Raw genomic sequence first — 19423 nt, 5'->3', positions numbered from 1 at the left:
TAATAGTTGCTGCAATAGATTTGATACAGGTTATAGGCAGTTTAATGATCGTTTTGGGCTTGGAAACGTCGTGTGATGAAACAGGACTGGCACTGTATGATAGCGAGCTGGGGTTGCGCGGACAGGTGTTGTACAGTCAGATTAAACTGCATGCAGAGTATGGCGGGGTGGTGCCAGAACTGGCTTCACGTGACCATGTGCGCAAGCTCATTCCCTTAATGAATGAACTGCTCGAACAAAGCGGCGTGAAAAAATCTGAAATTGATGCAGTGGCTTATACTCGTGGTCCGGGTCTGATGGGCGCACTGATGACTGGTGCACTTTTTGGTCGTACCTTGGCATTTGCCCTCAACAAGCCGGCAATTGGTGTGCATCATATGGAAGGTCATATGCTGGCCCCTTTACTTTCAAAAACGCCGCCAGAATTTCCATTTGTTGCGCTGCTGGTTTCGGGTGGTCATTCACAGTTAATGGCTGCTTATGGTATTGGCCAGTATGAACTGCTGGGCGAGTCGATTGATGATGCGGCTGGTGAAGCTTTCGATAAAGTCGCCAAAATGATGGGCCTGCCATATCCGGGGGGGCCGAATATCTCAAAACTGGCCGAGCAGGGTGATCCAAACGCTTTTGCTTTCCCGCGTCCCATGCTGCATCAGGGGCTGGAGTTTTCATTTAGCGGTTTAAAAACTGCGGTGTCTGTACAAATGAAAAAGCTGGGGGATGAAAACCGGGATGCCGATATTGCTGCCAGCTTCCAGGAAGCCATTGTGGATACTTTAGTAAAAAAATCTGTCAAGGCATTGAAACAGACTGGCTTAAAACGTCTGGTGATTGCCGGTGGAGTAAGTGCCAACAAGCGTTTGCGTGAGCGATTGGAAGTGGATTTAACCAAGATCAGAGCCTCTGTATACTATGCTGAACCTGCACTGTGTACCGATAATGGTGCAATGATTGCTTTTGCAGGTTACCAGCGTTTAAAAGCCGGGCAGCAAGATGGTCTGGCGGTTACTACCACACCGCGTTGGCCGATGACGGAATTGAGTAATCCAAACGAAGCGTGACAATCGTTTAAAAAGAACCGCATTTGCGGTTCTTTTTTTATTCCAAACTTGAAAATAACTGTGCACTGCTGATTTTTCGCATAAATCCTGCACGCTTTAAAGCTAAAGTCACCATGTTGGTATTACAGGATTGAATACCTTCAAAATTACCAAGATCTTCAGTAATTAATTTCCATAAATCACTTAAATCATTACATAGTACATGCCAGAAAAATTGCGAATCACCACTAATTCCAAATAGACAACGTGTATATTTGAGTTCAGACAAGGTCTTGGCAATATGATTCGCTGAATCTGGACGAGCTTTAATCAAAATAATTGCTTCGGATTTATAGCCCATCAAACTAGGTTCTACATCGACACGAATGTTGAAAATACCTTCTTCCAATAAGTCACTCAATAATTTCTGAGTTTTATGTTCACTGAGCTCAATTTGTTCTGCCAAACTTTTAATAGATGAACGGCCATCAATAGATAGAGCATGAATTAACTTTAATTCAGTTTCAGTCAAGTTTCTAACATTAACATTTTTAACGCTGATGCCATCTAATGCTTTAGGTTTACTGGCCCATGTAAAGGGTTTTAAGACCGCTTGTGTTTCTACAGTTTTAATATCTGGAATTTGCGTAACAAAGTCATGCATCCAAATGGAGAGATCCGCTGCTTTTTCTAGTCCAATCTCTAAGAAAATATCTGCAAGTCCTGTAGTTAGAAAAACAATACGCACTTCTGGGCGGTTTGCAAAAAATTGTGCAATTTCTTTTTCCTTCCCAAATTTCACACTGATCCATACATGAACTGTGTAACCCTTATTGGTAACCAGTGGATTTAACTCAATCGCAGTACGTATAACTTGGTCATTTAGCAATTTAACCAGACGCCGAGACAGCTTTTTTTCCGGAACATCACTAATCTGACTCAGTTCTCTCCATGATCCTCTCGGATTAGAGATGAGAGCTTTGATGCATGCGGTATCGATTTCGTCGAAACTAAAAGATTCACTCATGATGATTGACTTGTCTAATAACTAATTATAGTCTTAATTAAAGTCTAGAAAATAAAATACAACCTGTATATATGTCTAAATATTAAATGAGACGCTTATGGATGAGTCAAAAATGCAAAACTCAATTTCCGCTCAAGGAAATGTATCACAAAAGAAAGTTATTCTTGCAGGAACTGTAGGAAATGCGATTGAATGGTTTGATTGGACGATTTATGCCACATTTGCGGTATTTTTCGCGAAACAGTTTTTCCCCTCAGATGATCCAACGGCATCGTTGCTGGCGACCTTCGCAATTTTTGCTGTTGGTTTCTTCATGCGCCCATTAGGTGGAATCGTATTGGGCATCTTTTCGGACCGCTATGGTCGAAAAGCCGCTTTGGCCGTCACCATCATTATGATGGCAGGTGGATCTTTGATGATTGGTCTTTCACCAACCTATGAATCAATTGGTATTTTTGCACCAATTATTTTGGTATTGGCACGATTACTTCAGGGTTTATCGTTAGGCGGCGAGTTCGCTTCAGCTGCAACCTATCTTTCAGAGATGGCAGCAAAACATAAACGTGGATTCTATTCGAGCTTTATGTTTTTTAGTTCAGCAATTGGTATTTTGATGGCCTCAGGTCTTGCTTGGGCTTTAACAAGTGCTTTGACTGAAACGCAAATGAGTGAATACGGTTGGCGTATTCCGTTTATTCTGGGTGCGATTGGCGGCTTGGTGGGTATGTGGATTCGTAAATCCGTACCTGATAGTGAAATGACCCATAAAAAAGAATCCGTAAAAAATCCTTTGGCTGTATTGATTAAACGTCATCCGAAAGAAACGCTCCGTATTGTCGGTATTTCTATCTTAACGACATTTGCATTTTATATTTTTGTAGTTTATGTCCCAACTTACGCCATTAAAGTTTTAGGTGCAGAGCCACAAACAGCCTTTGCTGCGAATACTGTTGGCTTAATTATTTTCATACTGTGTCAGCCTGTATTTGGCTGGCTATCAGACAAAATTGGTCGCAAACCGCAGTTGATCGTATTTGCTGCGGGATATTTAGTTTTCTTTTATCCAATCATTAAGTGGATGGATGGGACTTTTGCATCGATTTTGTTGGTCGAGCTTTTTGGATTGGTTTTATATGCTTTATATACAGCCATTGGCCCCGCGGTCATGTCTGAGCAGTTTCCGACAGAAGTTAGAGCGGTCGGTATTGGTGCACCTTACAATTTGATGGTGGCTTTACTCGGCGGCACGACCCCATATGTACTGACTTGGTTACAAAGTATTGGTAAACAAGATTACTTCTACTTTATGGTACTGGTTGGCGCTTTATTAACATTAATCACATTTATTAAGATGCCTGAAACGGCAGGAAAAGGTTTGGAAGATATAAAATGAATATTGTGAATTTATCTGCACTTGAGTTAGGTCGACAGATTGCTTGCAAAAAGATAACTTCAGTAGAGACAGTTCAATTTTATATTGATCGAAACCAGACATTTAAACATCTAGATTGCATTTCGGAACTATTTGAAACCGAGGCTTTGCAACATGCTAAGTACTTAGATGAGTTGCTTCAGCAAGGAACACGTTTAAGTCCATTTCATGGTGTTCCAATTTTACTAAAAGATAATCTGGATGTAGCGGGTCATATAACGTATGCCGGTACAGTTTATCTAGATCAAAAAGCGTTAGCAAACTGCGAACTGGTTGATCAGTTACAAAATTTAGGTTTTGTAATCTTAGGTAAAACTAAAATGACCGAGTTGGCCTTTGGTTTGTCAGGGCAAAATCCAATGCAGGGTACACCTAAAAACCCTTGGGCAGAACAGCAATTCGCGCCAGGTGGATCTTCTTCAGGTTCAGCAGTCGCAGTTGCATGTAATCTAAGTCCTTTAGCATTTGGTGGTGATACTGGTGGTTCAATTCGTACACCAGCAGCATTGAATGGCATATTTGGATTTAAACCCACAGCTCATAAAATTGCTGACATGGGTGCAGTGCCATTATCTAAAACATTAGATACTTTAGGTCCGTTTGCGCGTTTTGCAGATGACATTAGTGCGTTAATTAATTTATTGATGGATACAAATGTTGAAGTGGCATCAAGTGAAAATGTAATTTATGCTTTAGATGAGTCTGCATTTCCATATCCGCTTGAGCATGAGGTATTAACGCTTTGGCGCGGAGTGCTAAAACGCATAGAGGCTTTAGGAATTGAAATTAAAAACTGGCAACCACCTGCACATTTTGATTTTCATGATCTATCAGATCGAACATCTGATATTATTGCCTATGAAAGCTATTTGTATCATGGTGATACAGCTGAAAATGCTGAAGTAAAAATGTGGGAATTGGTACGTCAGCGTGTGCTACGTGGTAAGACCATCTCACAGCAAAAATATGAGACATTGATTGCAGAGCGAACTGAGTTTCAGCAATCGTTTAAAGCCTCTTTAGATGGTCAATGTTTGTTGTTTCCAGTGAGCCCATTTCTTGGAGCTGTGTCAAGTTCAGAAGATGCCGAGTTTAGTCATGTGGGTGAATATACACGTCCATTTAACTATTTAGATGCACCAAGTTATGCTTTCCCCATAGCTCTGAGTGATAGCGGATTGCCGATGGGTATTCAGTTGGTTTCATATCAAGCGAATGATGTTAATGTGGTAAACATGGTGCAGAAAATTGCCAATGGTTTAGGTATTCGTTCTGTATTACCACCAATTTGTCAGGATTAAGAGTTAACGCCTCGTTTATTATATTCAAAAAAAGAACCGCACTTGCGGTTCTTTTTTTATCATGATGGTTCTACTTTATCATGATGGTTCTACTTTAAGCTTTTTTAAGTTGCTCTGACCCAATCCAATGCTTCGAAAACTGATAAGCAGCACGACCTGAACGTTGCCCACGTGCCTGGCACCAGCGTAATGCTTCGGCACGTGCCTCTGCAGTCAGTTCCATACTGGATTTTTTAAGATAATGTTCCACAATTTCCAGATAGAGGTTTTGATCCATCGGGTAAAAAGACAGCCATAATCCGAAACGATCAGATAAGGAAATTTTTTCTTCGATCGCTTCCTGAGGATGTAACTCTGTATATTGCGGTACATCGACTTTGGTGACCGGCGTATTTTCATGCATAAATTCTGGCAATAAATGGCGACGGTTACTCGTCGCATAAATCACAAAATTGTTGGAACCAGATTGCAATGAGCCATCCAGAACACTTTTTAAACTGCGATAATTTTCATCTTCTGCATTAAAGGCCAGATCATCACAATAGACTATAAATTTTTCTGGACGGCCAGCGATCAGTTGCTGAATTTGAGGCAGATCTGACAGGTCATCACGTTCAATTTCAATCAGGCGTAAACCCTGATCTGCGTATTCAGTCAACAAGGCGCGGACAATTGACGACTTGCCTGTGCCACGCGAGCCGGTCAGCAGCACATCATTGGCAGGCAGGTCTTTTAAAAACTGTAAAGTGTTCTGAATCACTTTTTCTTTTTGTTTCTCGATTCCTTTTAAATCTTCCAGCGCAATCTGTTTAAGTTGATGAATCGGCTTTAGTTCCCCGTTTTGCCATTTATAAGCATACGCAGAAAAATCCGGTGTCTGCTTCAGCTCAGGCAAGCTATGTTGAAGCTGCAAAAGTACAGTAGAAAGCGCATTTAAAATATTGTCAGGTAAGTCGATTTTCGCCATGATGAAATAATGCAGATTTAAAATTATGTCTAGCATACTATCACTGTAAAATTCACAGTCAAAGTCTGAAAAGTGTGATAATTTACTTAAAGCAGAGAGTTTTGCTCCTTTAGTCTAGAAGGAGGAAAAGGGCATTTTCCATATTTAAGACTACGGGCTGAATGAGAAATATATAGGGAAAATGACAGATGCTATTCAAAGATTTTACCCAGGATATTAATCCACATCAGGCCTATCGGATCAAAAAGCTGAAACAGCAGTTACAGCTTGCTGAGACTTATGAGGAGTGGAAACATATTGCGCTAAAGATTGATGAGGAATCAGGTGCACAAGAGTGGAAGTTTGATAATAGCTCGCCGTATTTTGATGCTGAAGTGATTGCGCATCGCTTAGGGAAATTAAGACGTTACCGCCAGCAAAAGCGTACCCGAGATCTGATGCATATCCTGTGTGAAGGGCTGAGCTATGATGTTGCCAATATTGCACATCCTTTGCTTTTTACCGAGACTTATGTCGGCACCAAAAGAATTATTGAAGAATATGTAGAAGAAGTCAGTCTGGGTCTGGCCTATATCGCCTCAGATGAATGTCAGTGCTTGAAATTTGAAGAAAAGATCGAATACTTTGAACATTGTCAGCGTGCTTATGGCCAGCCAGCTTTGATGTTTTCCGGCGGTTCCACTTTGGGGTTATTTCATACTGGTGTATGTAAGGCTTTAATGGAGCAAGACTTGCTGCCCAAAGTCATGTCCGGCTCCAGTGCCGGCGCTATTATGACTGCCATGCTGGGCGTGTCCAAGCCTTCCACTTATGTAGAACTGTTGAAGGGACATAACTTTTTTCATGAAGCTTTTCACTTTCGTAAGCTGAATGAACTGCTCAAAGGTAATGGTGGACTGGCCGATGTCAAATACCTGAAAAAGTTTCTGATTGAGAATCTGGGAGATGTCACTTTTGCAGAAGCCTTAAAAATTTCCGGTCTACATATTAATATCGCGGTTGCTCCTTATGATGCTGCGCAGGAGGCACGGATTATGAATGCCTATACCTCACCAGATGTGCTGGTCTGGAGTGCAGTGCTGGCCTCTTGTGCAGTGCCAATTCTATTTCCACCCGTACGTCTGACCAGTAAACGCTATGATGGTCAATATACCCCGTATATGGGAGCCACGCGCTGGGTCGATGGCAGTGTGCGCAGTGATTTTCCGCAAGAGAAAATGGCGCGGCTTTATAATATCAATTACACCATCGCCAGTCAGGTGAACCCGCATATCGTGCCATTTATGCAGGATGATGTAGCACGTTTCCGCAAAGGGACCTTAAGTTGGCCACAACGTATTGTACGCCGTCAAGGTGCGGTCATTACCAAAGGCATGATGGACTTTGCCCGTGAGCATGCCGGTCGGGTGCCACCAGTCCGCCGTCTGCTGGACCATGGGCATGGGGTGGTCAATCAGCGTTATTATGGCGATGTAAACATCGTCGGAAAATATGGCTTACGTCACTATACTTATATGCTCCAGAATCCGCGGCCGCATCTGTTTAAAGTCTTACAGCGCGAGGGCGAACGGGCGACCTGGCCTAAAATTTCCCTGATCGAAATGCAGGAGCGGGTAGGTAAAACTATTCAGCATTGTCTGGAACTGTTAAATTATCAGAAGACACCAGATCTACAGCACGAATATATTGCAACTTAATCCAGACACGCTCTCTTCTTTAAACTGGCAGCTAAAAACCAAAGCCCGTAGCCTGGGCTTTGGTCGCCGTCTCTATTATTTAAATGAACCAGGGCCTTACTGGCTGAAGACACAGCTTGCTGATTCTTCCAGTTCTGTATGGCAACAGGTTCAACAGGGTTTTCAGCATGAGCTGGAATTTTACCGTGCTTATCAGCATGCAGGTTTGCAATGCCTATTGCCCGCTTGGATCATTCAGCAACCTGTTAAAATTGCTTATGACACTTTTCAGCAGGCTTTGATTCTGCCAGATTTTCCTGCTTATTTTGACGGTACACCAGAAACGCTATCTATTCTGGAAATTCAGCAATATTTGCTGCGCGTCTTAGAACCCTTAATTGAATTACAGGAATTGGGCTATTTTCATGCCGATTTAAAGCGTGAACATTTTGTGCATGATCAGGGCAGGGTCTATCTAATCGATTTTGAGCAGGTACATTCCCTGTCTGAATCAGTAATAAAAGAAATGAATGCAACACCGCGTTATATGGCACCTGAGTTATTTCACGGCAAGCCTAAGTCTTTGCAAAGTGAGGTCTATGCTTTGGGAATCATTTTTTATGAATGGCTGTCTGGGCAACGTCTACAAGCGGCCAGTTATGAAGATTGGGCATATATACATTGCCAGCGTTTCAAACTTGAGCTTCCGACAGGTTTAAAAGCCTTTCAAAAACTGTTGGAGGGAATGCTATGCAGGCAGCAGCAAAACAGATTGGCTGATTTCAAAGTGGTCAAATACTGCTTGATGACTGAAATTGAATGAGAAAAATACAATAAATTGCAGATTGTTTTTTATTTAATCAAATGGGTGGGTTTTTCTTAAAAAGCTCTTGTCAGGGCAAAGTGATCCCTATAGTATACACAGCCATTGGGGACGTGGCGAAATTGGTAGACGCACTGGATTTAGGTTCCAGCGCCGCGAGGTGTGAGAGTTCGAGTCTCTCCGTCCCCACCAACAGTATTTAGGTCACTAGATATTGGGTGGAAGTAGAGGATTGGTGTAATGGTAGCATGACGGTCTCCAAAACCGTTCGTCAAGGTTCGAATCCTTGATCCTCTGCCAAAGTTTATAAAATCCAACCTTGGGTTGGTACCCTGATGGGGACGTGGCGAAATTGGTAGACGCACTGGATTTAGGTTCCAGCGCCGCGAGGTGTGAGAGTTCGAGTCTCTCCGTCCCCACCATCAAAAGAGACAAGGCGATGACCTTGTTTTTTTTCGCCTGAAATTTCTAAATCTTAGAAGTATAAAAAAGCCCATAACAATGGGCTGATGATATTTTCCCCACTTTAAACTCCGTCAGCTCTAAATCTGTATTAGATACTACCTAGCCATTCAGTGTTTATTTTTTTCATAAAATGAAGTGAATTTGTTCAAAAATAAGGGCTGTAAAATAAAATCCGGGTTAATTGATTAATTTTTGATATAACAGTACTTATTTTTCTAGATGAGTGCTTGTCAATACGAGTCGATCTCTATAATATACACAGCCACGGGGATATGGCGGAATTGGTAGACGCACTGTGTTCAGGTCGCAGCGCCTTCTAGGTGTGAGAGTTCGAGTCTCTCTATCCCCACCATATATACAAGAAGCAAGGTGAATACCTTGTTTTTTTTTGCCTGGAATTTAGCAGGATGCTTTGTATTTTCTTGGCTTCTCAATTTTGTCTGAGATTTTGAATAGAAATGTCGTGAATTACTGCGTTAAGAAACCATTAAAAATAATAGGATAAAAAGCATAGCAACCCGTAAGTAGGGCATTGGTATCGTTTTTATATTAACCTGAGTTCGATGAAATCCACTTAGCCTTTTAACATATTTTGGAAAGTTGGCTTATTGGGATTCAAACAATAAGCCACTACAGCAGCCATGATATTCACCATGAAGTTATTTACCGAACGATGACGTGAATGTTCAAGTTGATGTAAATTTTTTAATTGATCATTCACTGTCTCTATTAATCCTCTTCTGCAAAGCAATTGTTTTTCTTCTTCTGTTTGGATAGGTTTGTTTTTCATATTCCGACGTGATGGGGTCAATATTTTCAGTCCTCTTGCTGCTAAAACTTCGGCTTTTGCTTTGCTCAAATAGCCTTTGTCTCCGAGTAGGATCCCTTTTAATTCTTGAGTTAAAGAATCTAATATAGCAACATCATGAACATTTCCTGATGTCAGTTTGAGGTTAATTATTTCACCTAAATTATTGATAACCAAATGTAATTTAAAACCATAAAACCACCCCGTACTACTTTTTCCACGACCTGCCAAACCTTTAAATACACGATGCCTTTTAATCCGAAGATTATGGCAAACTACCAATTTAGTGGAGTCAATGATACTGATTCCCGTATCTTTTCCTTTTACTTGATGGAAGAAACTACTCAGAGCCTGCAAACAACGGGGCATAATTTCAATAAATCGGTTGTAGCTAAGCAGTTTAGGAAAAGCAGATTTCCAGAATGGAACGATCATTTGGCAATAAAAATATTTGAAGAATCTAAACCCGGATTGATGAAATAAAATGACAATGGTCATTGCTTCAGACAAGCTTAAAGCTGACTTTTTTAGCCTGGATTTTTGATCAGAAATTAAAGCTTTCTCTAAAGATTTATTAAATTTTTTGCAGAAATCATCCAAAATACAAAATAATTCGGTAATATGATCCATTGAAAAGCCTTGTTTTATAACATTTTGTCTTGATAACCAATATGTTACAAATACAAGGCTTTTTTTTATACTCTTTTTTATATCGAACTCAGGTTATATTAATGAGATCAGTAAGGTTGAAACAAGAATAAAGGCCAGACGTTTAGAGTGGCTTTTAAATTCCTCAAATTTTATCGAATGTGAAAAATAAAGTTAACTGCTTAATTTATAGCAGGTTAGATTACCTTTTACTGCAAAAACACTTGTCAACAGTGTGTGATCCCTATAGTATACACAGCCATTGGGGACGTGGCGAAATTGGTAGACGCACTGGATTTAGGTTCCAGCGCCGCGAGGTGTGAGAGTTCGAGTCTCTCCGTCCCCACCAACAGTATTTAGGTCACTAGATATTGGGTGGAAGTAGAGGATTGGTGTAATGGTAGCATGACGGTCTCCAAAACCGTTCGTCAAGGTTCGAATCCTTGATCCTCTGCCAAAGTTTATAAAATCCAACCTTGGGTTGGTACCCTGATGGGGACGTGGCGAAATTGGTAGACGCACTGGATTTAGGTTCCAGCGCCGCGAGGTGTGAGAGTTCGAGTCTCTCCGTCCCCACCATCAAAAGAGACAAGGCGATGACCTTGTTTTTTTTCGCCTGAAATTTCTAAATCTTAGAAGTATAAAAAAGCCCATAACAATGGGCTGAAAAGATTTAAAATTTTATTGCATTCACTTCTTTGAATCGACATCCCTATCTTCAAGTGTATCAAACCTGCTGATCAGGCTTTTAAGTGATCTTCAAATTCTTCACCGAGCTGCATGGCTAAAGCATTGCCGGAGAGGTCACAGGTCACCAGGCCATATTCTTTTTTAAAACTGAAACTGAAGCCACGGTCATCAGCCAGAGTGCGAACTGAATAACCTAATTTTTCTAACCACAGGCGAAAGGCGATCAAGTTTTTAGCTTTAACCACTTTTTTCATGAGATAACTCCTTCATCATTGTTAAATGATAGATAAGGGTGAAAAAAATTGTTTTAAAGGGCGATTGCCTTAAATAATTTTAATTTAAAGGAAAATGCAGATTTAATGAACATTCATAGCTGGAGAAAAGCCATCAAATATAGCTTAAGTATATGATTTTTATGTTTTTTAAGATGTTGTAACTAAATGTTGTATGTTTTTAGGTTATAAAAATTATAAATTATTTTTAATATTCAACTGGTTAAGAGAAAATTATGAATGAGACTGTTAAGTAAAAGATTTATTGCATGACTTTTCATGATAAACCGGTTGGATTCTATTTTATTCAAGCATGCTTGGCTGAAGATTTTCTGAGCAGTATTTCTATTTCTCTGATTTATACTATGAAAAAACAGATTGAAATTGAAAGATCATGACTCAGCCCAACATTGAACAGTATGTAAAGCAGCAGATTGAACAGATGCAGCAACAGGCTTTAACTCCGGTTGCTGTCATGCTGGGGCATGAAGACTGGCTGGAGTTTAGTGTGCAATCCCAGGTGGCTTATACACCCTTTGGAAGTGCACGTCGCTACCAGCCAGCACTGGGTGGTTTGCTGCTGGTTAGAGTGAATGAAATGAATACGCTACGCGTAGTAACGCAGGCAGAACTGGATGCTTATGCGCAAAGCAACCAGATTCTTTAGAAGGATTTAAAATCCTGAGAATGAGGAATTAGAAATTGTCTTTTTGCATTCTCAGTTGCTGGAATTCTTCAACACTATTGGCGCGTAAAAATGGATTGGTTTCAAGTTCTAGCTCAATGGTACTTGGCAGAGTGTTTTGACCGAGCATACGCAAACGCTTCACCTGTTCCAAACGTTCCTGAATCTCCAGGTTGTCTGGCTCGACATATTTGGCGAACTGTGCATTAGACAAGGTATATTCATGGGTGCAATAGACCTGTGTACGGGGAGGTAAGGCAGCCAGACGCGACAGAGAGTGATACATTTGCTGATACGTACCTTCAAAAACACGGCCACAGCCCATTGCAAATAAGGTATCACCACAGAACAGCACATCAAGCGTATCAATAAAATAAACGATATGGCCTAAGGTGTGCCCGGGAACGGAGATAACCTGAACTTCAATATCATGAAAGTTAAATTGATTTTCATGTTCAAGCGGATGGCTAATCACCGGAATTTTACTCAGTTCTGCGCGTGGACCATAAACAGGGAGGTTCTGCTCCTGAATTAATCCGGCTACACCGCCCGTATGGTCTTTGTGCCAGTGAGTCAGCCAGATCTGGCTGAGTATCAGAGCATGTTCGGTGCAATAGGTTTTAACCAGTTCTGCTTCAGTCGGATCAATCACCACGACTTGATGGGAAGGTAGATGTTCCAGTAACCAGATATAGTTTTGTAAGGAGTTTTTGACATCAATGCAATGAATTTTGTATGAGGACATAGCGAATCAGCCTAAAGGGTTTTGCTGATAACCTAACATATTTATCGATGTTTTAGCGTTCGCATAAAGTGCCGATTGATCAAGAAATTATATTAACGATAGTGCTTTGCGATTTTGACGTGGCTACTTCCATAGCCTTTTCAATATTGATGGCTATTTGCCATTCTTTTGATATTGTATGCAGATGTGATTTTGCAGAAGTTATTTTAAAGCAAGAGTGTACAGGACGAAATAGCCTGAATTTTAATAGTGTTTCGGATTTTGCTGCTGTGATTTAGTAGCGCAGTTGTTTTGGCGATTGAATTTCAGTGCATCATTGCCTGCCATATCTTCGCTAAAAATAGTGCGAGATATTCCTTTTACGTCACAAACATAGACATAGATAAATGGTCAACAGACCTTAATATACAGGAGCATAAAAATGAAAATGTACCAGGTGGATGCCTTCACTACAGCACTGTTTAAAGGAAATCCGGCCGCGGTGATTGTGCTGGACCAGTGGCTAGATGACAGCCTGATGCAGAATATTGCCCTGGAAAATAATTTGTCCGAGACCGCTTTCGTTCAGGTACGGGATGCAGAAAATTATGCGATTCGCTGGTTTACTCCGACTAAAGAGGTGGATTTCTGTGGACATGCTACTTTAGCCAGCAGCTTTGTGCTGTTTAAAGATTTTACATCAGCCAAGACTATTCAGTTTCACGTTAAAGATCTGGGGATTTTTACGGTCACTCAGGATACAGATGGCAAAATCAGAATGGATTTTCCAGTTCGTCGAGCCAAGCAGGTGACAGAATATCCGGATGAACTCAGACAGGCCCTGAGCAAACCTTTTAAAAATGTCTATTTGAATATTCAGGGCTATATTATTGAATATGAATCGGTACAGGATGTTCTGGACGAACGGCCGAACTTTGAACTGCTCAAACAGTTAAATGGCAAGCGAACGGCCATTACGGCAAAGGGGAGCTTGCTGGATGTGGCGATTACCACAGGTGCTACGCAATATGACTGTATTTCTCGTTACTTTGCGCCCAGTAACGGAATTGATGAAGATCCGGTGACAGGCTCAATCCATACTGGTATTGCACCGCTTTGGGCGGAAAAACTGAATAAGACCGAACTGGTCGCCTATCAGGCTTCGGCACGGGGTGGCGAGCTGTATTGCAGTCTGAAAGCTGAAGATCGGATTGAAATTTCGGGCTATGCCAGGTTATATATGCAGGCTGAAATTTTTATCTAAATTACATTGTAAAACATAATATCGTCTTGGCAGACGGTATGGTATTTCTGGCAATCCGGTTTAAAAGATTATTCAGAGTAAGAGTCGTTTTCTAATATAGACCGGTAATAAAAATTCACCTTTAAAATTTTGGATAAAGAATGTTAATACGCTTTAAAAGTTTAACACTGGCGATTTTATTATCTGGTTATTCGGTGCTGAGTCTGGCCCAGCCAGTGCTACTAAAAACTGAGCAGAATGTTGAAGAATATAAATTAGAAAATGGCTTAAGAATTATTCTCGCGCCAAATGACAAAGAAAATAAAGTATTTATGAACACGGTTTATCTGACCGGTTCACTGAATGATCCGCAAGGCAAGGGGGGATTGGCTCATCTTCTGGAACATCTGGCCTTTAAAGGTACTCGCAATGTCAAAGGAGATGAATTCCAGCGTCGACTGGATCAATATACTTTAATGACCAATGCCAGTACCGACTATTATTCTACCAAATATACCAATGTGGTTCGGCCTGAGCAGACGGCACTCAATGAAGTGATTTTTCTTGAAGCCGAGCGGATGGACAAACTGGTACTGCAAGAAAAATATGTCCCGACTGAAATTGATATTGTGAAACGTGAGCGTGAAATTCGTCTGGATCAGCCTTTCTCGGTCATGATGGATCAAATTTTTAAAGCGGCTTATGGCAATCAGTATCTTGGACGTTTGGCGATTGGCGATCTGGAGGAACTGCAATCCATTAGCATGCAGGAGCTGAACCGGTTTTACCGTCAATGGTATGCACCAAATAATGCCTTCATGGTGATCTCAGGCAAGTTTAACAAGGCGGATGTGCTCAAGCAGATTGATCGCCATTTCAGCCCGATCCAGTCGCGCAATATTCCGGCACAGGCTCAGGTACCGCCTTTAAAACCTGAACAGATCGCACCGCGTGAGTTTACCGTGCAAAAAGGTAGTGATCTGGCAAAATACAGTATTTATTTAACGGGTGCCAATGAAAGTGTTAAAACAGCATTGGCCATTTCGCCGACGTTATATACGCTGCAACCGAGTGGACATTTGTATCAAAGTATGGTGGAAACCGGGAAATCCACCACAGTGCAATCCGCAACCTGGCTCGACCGGGATTTTAATCTGGTGATGATGGGTGCGATTTATGGACCGAATCATCAGGCACCAGGTATAAAGGAAGGATTGATACAAGGCATTGAGCAGAGTCAGCCTTTTAATGAAGTCGAACTTAACCGTACAAAAAATCTGGTACGTAACCAGGCCGATATGATCAAAAATAGTGCAGCCGCGATAGGTTCCCGTCTGAGTGATTATGCAGTGGCTTATTCTGGGGACTGGAGCCAATACTTTAAAGATCTGGATTCGATCCAAAAGCTGAGTGTGAATGATGTCAATCGAGCCTATCAGGTCTTTTTTAAACCAGAGCATCGTATTTTCGGGAATATTCTGCCTACACCAGAAGATCAGAAAAAAGCACAGCAACTGGCGCAGAGCGAAGCCCCACAAAAAAGTTTAGCGCCTTCGGCTGAAGCAGAAGAACCATTAAAGGATGTCAGAGTTTATCAGGCGGAAGTAAAAGATTATGTGCAGCAGTCCAAGCAATATCTGCATGAAAAAGAACAGCAGATCCAGCGCGGTAAGCTGAAAAATGGCATTAAATATGCGCTGTTTCCGACCACTACACGTGATGATAAGGTATATGCCACCATTGCTCTGGATTTTGGTACAGCACAAACCTTATTGAATAAGGGTGAAGTACTGGATCTGATGGCATATCTATTATTGCGTTCTTCAGAAACCCAGAGTTTGCAGCAGATTGCAGACAAGATTATTGAAGTTGGCGGATCTGCCACTGCAAGTGCAGCGGTGAATGGCTTGACCATTCAAATCAGTGCCAAAAAAGAAAAATTCGAAGAGTTTTTTCAGTATGTGGTTGAGGTGCTTAAAAACCCGGTATTTGAACAAAGCCAGTTTGATCTGATCAAGGGGCAGACTTTATCAACTCTGGATCGTCCTTATACGGAGCCAGATACTGTTGCTGGGCTGACCATGTCGCGAATCATTGAAATCTACCAGCCAGGAGATATTCGCTATCATTTTGAACCTGAGCTGGCGACCCGACAGTTTAAAGCGGCCACCCGTGAACAGGTAGTGGCCTTGTATCAGCAGTTTTTTAAAACCCATCATGCACAAATTGCGGTTACGGGTGAATTTAACCCCAAGTTCATGCAAAACATCCTGAAAAAAAGTTTTGCTGACTGGAAAACCCAACAGCCTTATGAGCGCCTGAAATCGGTATATAGAGCTTATCCTGCCCAACAAGTTCATGCCTTATCTGAGCAGCGTGAGTTTGGCAGCTATCAGGCACTGATGACTTTGCCGGTGGGGGCGGACAATCCTGATGTGCCGGCTTTGCAGGTCTTTGAATATATTCTGGGGAATTCCCAGTTGTCTTCCCGTTTGGCTCAGGAGCTACGTGAAAAAAATGCCTTGGTCTATGGATTTGGTGCCAATCTCCAGTTTGATGAATGGGCGGAGTCAGGCGCGCTCTCCATTGATGCAAACTATACGGCAGGGAAATCAGCACAAGTTTCACAAGCAGTATATAAAGTGTTGAATGAGCTATTGACCCGGGGTGTCACGGAACAGGAAGTGGAAGCTGCCAAAGCCAGTATTCTAAAAAAACGCTTAAATGCGCTGGAAGATGATCGCCGTATTCATAACATGCTGGTTCCGCAACTGGATAAAGACCGTAATCTGTTGTATCGGGAAAAACGTGATCAGGCGATTGCCCAACTCAGTAAAGCCGACATTGATGCCGTGATTAAAAAATACATCAAGCCAAATCAGCTGGTGGAAGTGATGGCCGATCAGTATGGAAAAGAAGTTAAGCAATCATAGTGTGAGTAGGTAAATAGAAAAATCCCCTCAAGTCGGGGATTTTTTATTTTTCAATATTATTTAAAGCCCTAATTTAAGTAACTTTTCTGGTAAACAGGATTCCACCTAAAACGCCAGATAGCACAGCACTGGCTAAGCTCCACCAGAAAGTGGCAAAAAGAAACAGGAAAATACCACCTGATATTAAGATTGCTCCGAAAGCAATATCTTTATTAAAGGGTAAGTGAATCATATGTTGGTAATAGCAGGATGCCATTCCACTAAAACAGATCACCAGGCAAATATATAAAAGTTTTTCTGACAAGGGACTAGCGATCATTTCTTCCCAGAGCATATGTATTTTCCTCCTTTTTTAAGGATCCAGACGCTTATTCTTATAATTTATAAAACGCTTTAGCATTTTCATAAAAAATCGGCTTTAAGGCATTTTCATCATAAGCCTGCACAATATCGCTAAACGCATCAATAATGTTAGTGAGTGAGCTGCTGACACGATCCATCGGAAAGTTGGACGCAAACATCACGCGCTTAGCTCCAAAGCAGTTTAAAGCATGCTGAATCAGGGGAGCTGCACGTTCTACTAGTTCCTGTTTAGTTGCCAGTCGTTTCTGCTGATGAAAATCATGCCCTAAAACAGGCATAAACAAGCCAGACATTTTAGTCGATACATTCGTGCATTGTGCCAGTTCAGCCAGATCCTCTATCCATGCCTGAAAAATATATTCACGTTGCTGAGCTGTCTTGCCAGTGCTTTTACCCACCTTGCCAAATAAACCAGCAGGCGTACCCAGATGATCCAGCACGATAGGTGTGTCTGGAAAGGCTTTGGCCAGCGCAGTAACATCTGAAATCTGGAGAGAATATACCCAGGCATCAAAGCTTAAATCTTGCTTGGCCAGTTCCTCAAAACCTTTGAGGAATTTTTTATTGCGGTACAGATGCGGTTCATCTGCCCATGCATGAATAGCTTTATCTGCATGGACTGCTGCCATTTTACGGATGCCACGAAACTTGGGTGAGGCTTCACGATGTAATTGCAGGAGCTGTTTAAAATTTTTCTGTCGTGGATCCGCCGTGGCGACAATGCCACCTAACTGGATATTATGCTGATCAAAAGGAAGTCCAGCGATGAAGCGGGTTTCGTTTACCACGCCCGTACCTTTCTGTTGATGCCAACTGGCTTCGACATGCACAATCTGCTCCACCTTATAATGACCTGCATCTTTCTTGTAATTTCCAGGCAGGTAGGGTGCAGTCAGATGTTCAGTCAAGCCAATCGTTTCAATCACATCTTTGGGTTTTAACAGTCGAACCATCTTGTCTAGCAATCTAGGATGTTTGCCAAACAGCTTCACCGCGAAAGCCGCGGCATGCGGGGTAGTATAGGGATCCCATTGGTGGATATGCGGGTCAATGATTGAAAAGGGAAGTGATTGCATAATATTCTTGGTCCGTCCTTAATTTTTATTATTTTTTATATAGGCCTACAGTCAGCCTACAGTCAATTTTTTTGTGTCCATAAAAAAAGCCCCGTAGGGCTTTCATTAATGATCATGGTCGTGTTGATGCTTATTGGCATGAAACTCTTCATTACGACGGAAACGTAAATAGTTTTCAAACTGCTCGCAGTATTCATCATAATTGTCTTCCAGCATCATCTGGAACTGCTGCAAGATATAAGACATGACCTGATCTTTAGCATCGCGCATTTCATTGCCATCTTTAAAATTGTTGGCAGCGACCCAGGTATTAAAACGGGCTGTACCAAACAGCATTGCAGCGCTGACCTGACCGCGTTTGTCTGCCGGATTTTCCTGAGAACCTTTTTTTACGCGGCTAAATTCATTGGCCTGTTTAATAAATTCATCAGCACGTTCAAAGAATGCAGCATTTAACGCTTCTTCTTCGGTTACATCGGCTGCTTCAATCTTTTGAACCATGAATTTTTCCTGACTATAAAATCTTGATGTCTAATTATAGGCAAAGCCTTGCAGAAACTAAACCTTTGCCTTAATCTAAAAATAGCCTAAGCAATTAAAGTGTGAATACCATGCAAGATGCAATTGCGGTACAAAGCCTGAAAAGTGATATTGCCTTGTTGCGCCAGAATATATGGCCACCCGCAAATCTGGCCAATGTTGAAGGTTTACCGATTTACTATGGCACCAAGTCGCAGGTGGATGAATATTACACACAATGGCTGGGTCTGATTGAAAGAGCACAAGACCTGTTTCAGCCGTTTATGGAAGATGAGGTCGTAGATGCAGTTCACCTGCCCGGTCACCTGAATCTACCCTTATTCTATTTTCATGTGGATCGCATCCGTATTAATAAGACTCGGGCCAAAGAATCCAAAACCTTTCGCGGTACTGCCAGTCTGATAGAAAAATGCGGACAGTTTGAAGCAGAACAGGTGGCTGCCATGCAGCGTTGGCTGGACAGTGATGAAACAGCAGCGTTGGTGGCACACCGTGAATTTGTTGACTTACGGACTTATGTATTTCAGCATAGGCAAAGTGAATATACGCGCACCCGATTTTATGTAAATGGGATCGTGCTGAGTGTCGAGCCAGACTTTGAGCTGGTGGATGCACGCGATAAGCCACGCAAACAACGTAGTGATAGTTATAGCGATCCATTGGCAGATAATAATATCTGGAAAGTGTATGGCAAAAATCGTTAAAGCCAT

Annotated in this window: 17 protein-coding genes and 7 tRNA genes; 16 read left to right on the top strand and 8 right to left on the bottom strand. The window is 41.7% G+C overall.

Features of this window, described 5'->3' with window-relative positions; all coding sequences use genetic code 11:
* Positions 1-44 precede the first annotated feature (44 nt).
* The gene (gene tsaD / locus E5Y90_RS08095; protein ID WP_151204202.1) at positions 45-1061 is read left to right on the top strand and encodes a tRNA (adenosine(37)-N6)-threonylcarbamoyltransferase complex transferase subunit TsaD; all 1017 of its coding nucleotides are present in this window, start codon (positions 45-47) and stop codon (positions 1059-1061) included.
* 37 nt (positions 1062-1098) lie between these two features.
* On the opposite strand, the gene E5Y90_RS08090 is transcribed toward tsaD, so the two are convergent.
* Complete coding sequence (locus tag E5Y90_RS08090; protein ID WP_174659930.1) at positions 1099-2067, bottom strand: Lrp/AsnC family transcriptional regulator; 969 nt, start codon at positions 2065-2067, stop codon at positions 1099-1101.
* Positions 2068-2164: 97 nt separating this feature from the next.
* Between E5Y90_RS08090 and E5Y90_RS08085 the strand changes: the two genes are divergently transcribed.
* Entirely contained in the window at positions 2165-3460 is a 1296-nt protein-coding gene (locus E5Y90_RS08085) for an MFS transporter (protein WP_174659929.1), read from the top strand.
* Positions 3457-4800, top strand: a complete 1344-nt coding sequence (locus E5Y90_RS08080; protein ID WP_174659928.1) for an amidase — start codon at positions 3457-3459, stop codon at positions 4798-4800. The genes E5Y90_RS08085 and E5Y90_RS08080 overlap by 4 nt, the downstream gene beginning before the upstream one ends.
* A gap of 94 nt (positions 4801-4894) precedes the next feature.
* Here the strand turns inward: E5Y90_RS08080 and E5Y90_RS08075 are convergent, their stop codons facing one another.
* A complete protein-coding gene (locus E5Y90_RS08075; RefSeq protein WP_174660584.1) occupies positions 4895-5767 on the bottom strand; it encodes an ATP-binding protein in 873 nt (290 codons plus the stop codon).
* Positions 5768-5955: 188 nt separating this feature from the next.
* Between E5Y90_RS08075 and E5Y90_RS08070 the strand changes: the two genes are divergently transcribed.
* From E5Y90_RS08070 to E5Y90_RS08045, 6 genes are all read left to right on the top strand, one after another.
* Entirely contained in the window at positions 5956-7464 is a 1509-nt protein-coding gene (locus E5Y90_RS08070; protein ID WP_151206143.1) for a DUF3336 domain-containing protein, read from the top strand.
* Positions 7451-8266: a protein kinase domain-containing protein gene (locus tag E5Y90_RS08065; RefSeq protein ID WP_174660583.1), complete on the top strand. Its 816-nt coding sequence runs from the start codon at positions 7451-7453 to the stop codon at positions 8264-8266. Before E5Y90_RS08070 ends, E5Y90_RS08065 begins: the two co-directional genes overlap by 14 nt.
* Before the next feature lie 107 nt (positions 8267-8373).
* Positions 8374-8458 (top strand) — tRNA-Leu (locus E5Y90_RS08060).
* A 34-nt stretch (positions 8459-8492) separates the two neighbouring features.
* Positions 8493-8566: transfer RNA gene (locus tag E5Y90_RS08055), tRNA-Trp, on the top strand.
* A 37-nt stretch (positions 8567-8603) separates the two neighbouring features.
* Positions 8604-8688 (top strand) — tRNA-Leu (locus E5Y90_RS08050).
* 309 nt (positions 8689-8997) lie between these two features.
* A tRNA-Leu gene (locus tag E5Y90_RS08045) sits at positions 8998-9083 on the top strand.
* Between the two features lie 222 nt (positions 9084-9305).
* Here E5Y90_RS08045 and E5Y90_RS08040 read toward each other — a convergent pair.
* Entirely contained in the window at positions 9306-10169 is an 864-nt protein-coding gene (locus E5Y90_RS08040) for an IS982 family transposase (protein ID WP_174659411.1), read from the bottom strand.
* A gap of 282 nt (positions 10170-10451) precedes the next feature.
* On the opposite strand from E5Y90_RS08040, the gene E5Y90_RS08035 reads away from it, so the two are divergent.
* The 3 genes from E5Y90_RS08035 (at position 10452) to E5Y90_RS08025 (ending at position 10766) form a co-directional block, all read left to right on the top strand.
* Positions 10452-10536 (top strand) — tRNA-Leu (locus E5Y90_RS08035).
* Positions 10537-10570: 34 nt separating this feature from the next.
* A tRNA-Trp gene (locus E5Y90_RS08030) sits at positions 10571-10644 on the top strand.
* Between the two features lie 37 nt (positions 10645-10681).
* A tRNA-Leu gene (locus tag E5Y90_RS08025) sits at positions 10682-10766 on the top strand.
* 161 nt (positions 10767-10927) lie between these two features.
* Here the strand turns inward: E5Y90_RS08025 and E5Y90_RS08020 are convergent.
* Positions 10928-11131: a hypothetical protein gene (locus E5Y90_RS08020; RefSeq protein ID WP_151204559.1), complete on the bottom strand. Its 204-nt coding sequence runs from the start codon at positions 11129-11131 to the stop codon at positions 10928-10930.
* 412 nt (positions 11132-11543) lie between these two features.
* Here E5Y90_RS08020 and E5Y90_RS08015 point away from each other — a divergent pair, with 412 nt between their 5' ends.
* Entirely contained in the window at positions 11544-11816 is a 273-nt protein-coding gene (locus E5Y90_RS08015; protein WP_151208170.1) for a hypothetical protein, read from the top strand.
* 28 nt (positions 11817-11844) lie between these two features.
* Here the strand turns inward: E5Y90_RS08015 and gloB are convergent, their stop codons facing one another.
* The gene (gene gloB / locus E5Y90_RS08010; RefSeq protein WP_174659927.1) at positions 11845-12579 is read right to left on the bottom strand and encodes a hydroxyacylglutathione hydrolase; all 735 of its coding nucleotides are present in this window, start codon (positions 12577-12579) and stop codon (positions 11845-11847) included.
* Between the two features lie 421 nt (positions 12580-13000).
* Between gloB and E5Y90_RS08005 the strand changes: the two genes are divergently transcribed.
* Both E5Y90_RS08005 and E5Y90_RS08000 read left to right on the top strand, forming a co-directional pair.
* Positions 13001-13822, top strand: coding sequence for a PhzF family phenazine biosynthesis protein (locus E5Y90_RS08005; protein WP_174659926.1), 822 nt, complete (start codon positions 13001-13003; stop codon positions 13820-13822).
* Between the two features lie 140 nt (positions 13823-13962).
* Positions 13963-16734, top strand: a complete 2772-nt coding sequence (locus tag E5Y90_RS08000) for a M16 family metallopeptidase (protein ID WP_174659925.1) — start codon at positions 13963-13965, stop codon at positions 16732-16734.
* A 73-nt stretch (positions 16735-16807) separates the two neighbouring features.
* Here E5Y90_RS08000 and E5Y90_RS07995 read toward each other — a convergent pair whose 3' ends face one another.
* The 3 genes from E5Y90_RS07995 to E5Y90_RS07985 all read right to left on the bottom strand — a co-directional run bounded on the left by E5Y90_RS07995 (position 16808) and on the right by E5Y90_RS07985 (position 18674).
* The gene (locus tag E5Y90_RS07995; protein ID WP_174659924.1) at positions 16808-17068 is read right to left on the bottom strand and encodes a hypothetical protein; all 261 of its coding nucleotides are present in this window, start codon (positions 17066-17068) and stop codon (positions 16808-16810) included.
* A 40-nt stretch (positions 17069-17108) separates the two neighbouring features.
* Positions 17109-18173: an amidohydrolase family protein gene (locus E5Y90_RS07990; protein WP_174659923.1), complete on the bottom strand. Its 1065-nt coding sequence runs from the start codon at positions 18171-18173 to the stop codon at positions 17109-17111.
* Positions 18174-18278: 105 nt separating this feature from the next.
* Positions 18279-18674, bottom strand: coding sequence for a DUF3144 domain-containing protein (locus E5Y90_RS07985; RefSeq protein WP_174659922.1), 396 nt, complete (start codon positions 18672-18674; stop codon positions 18279-18281).
* A 110-nt stretch (positions 18675-18784) separates the two neighbouring features.
* On the opposite strand from E5Y90_RS07985, the gene E5Y90_RS07980 reads away from it, so the two are divergent.
* Positions 18785-19417 (top strand): hypothetical protein, encoded by a 633-nt coding sequence (locus E5Y90_RS07980; protein WP_174660582.1) that lies wholly within the window; start codon positions 18785-18787, stop codon positions 19415-19417.
* The last annotated feature ends 6 nt before the right edge of the window (positions 19418-19423 follow it).

The sequence above is a fragment of the Acinetobacter sp. 10FS3-1 genome (genome assembly GCF_013343215.1).
GTDB lineage: Bacteria > Pseudomonadota > Gammaproteobacteria > Pseudomonadales > Moraxellaceae > Acinetobacter > Acinetobacter lwoffii_C.
This window is presented reverse-complemented; position numbering and strand designations above follow the sequence as displayed.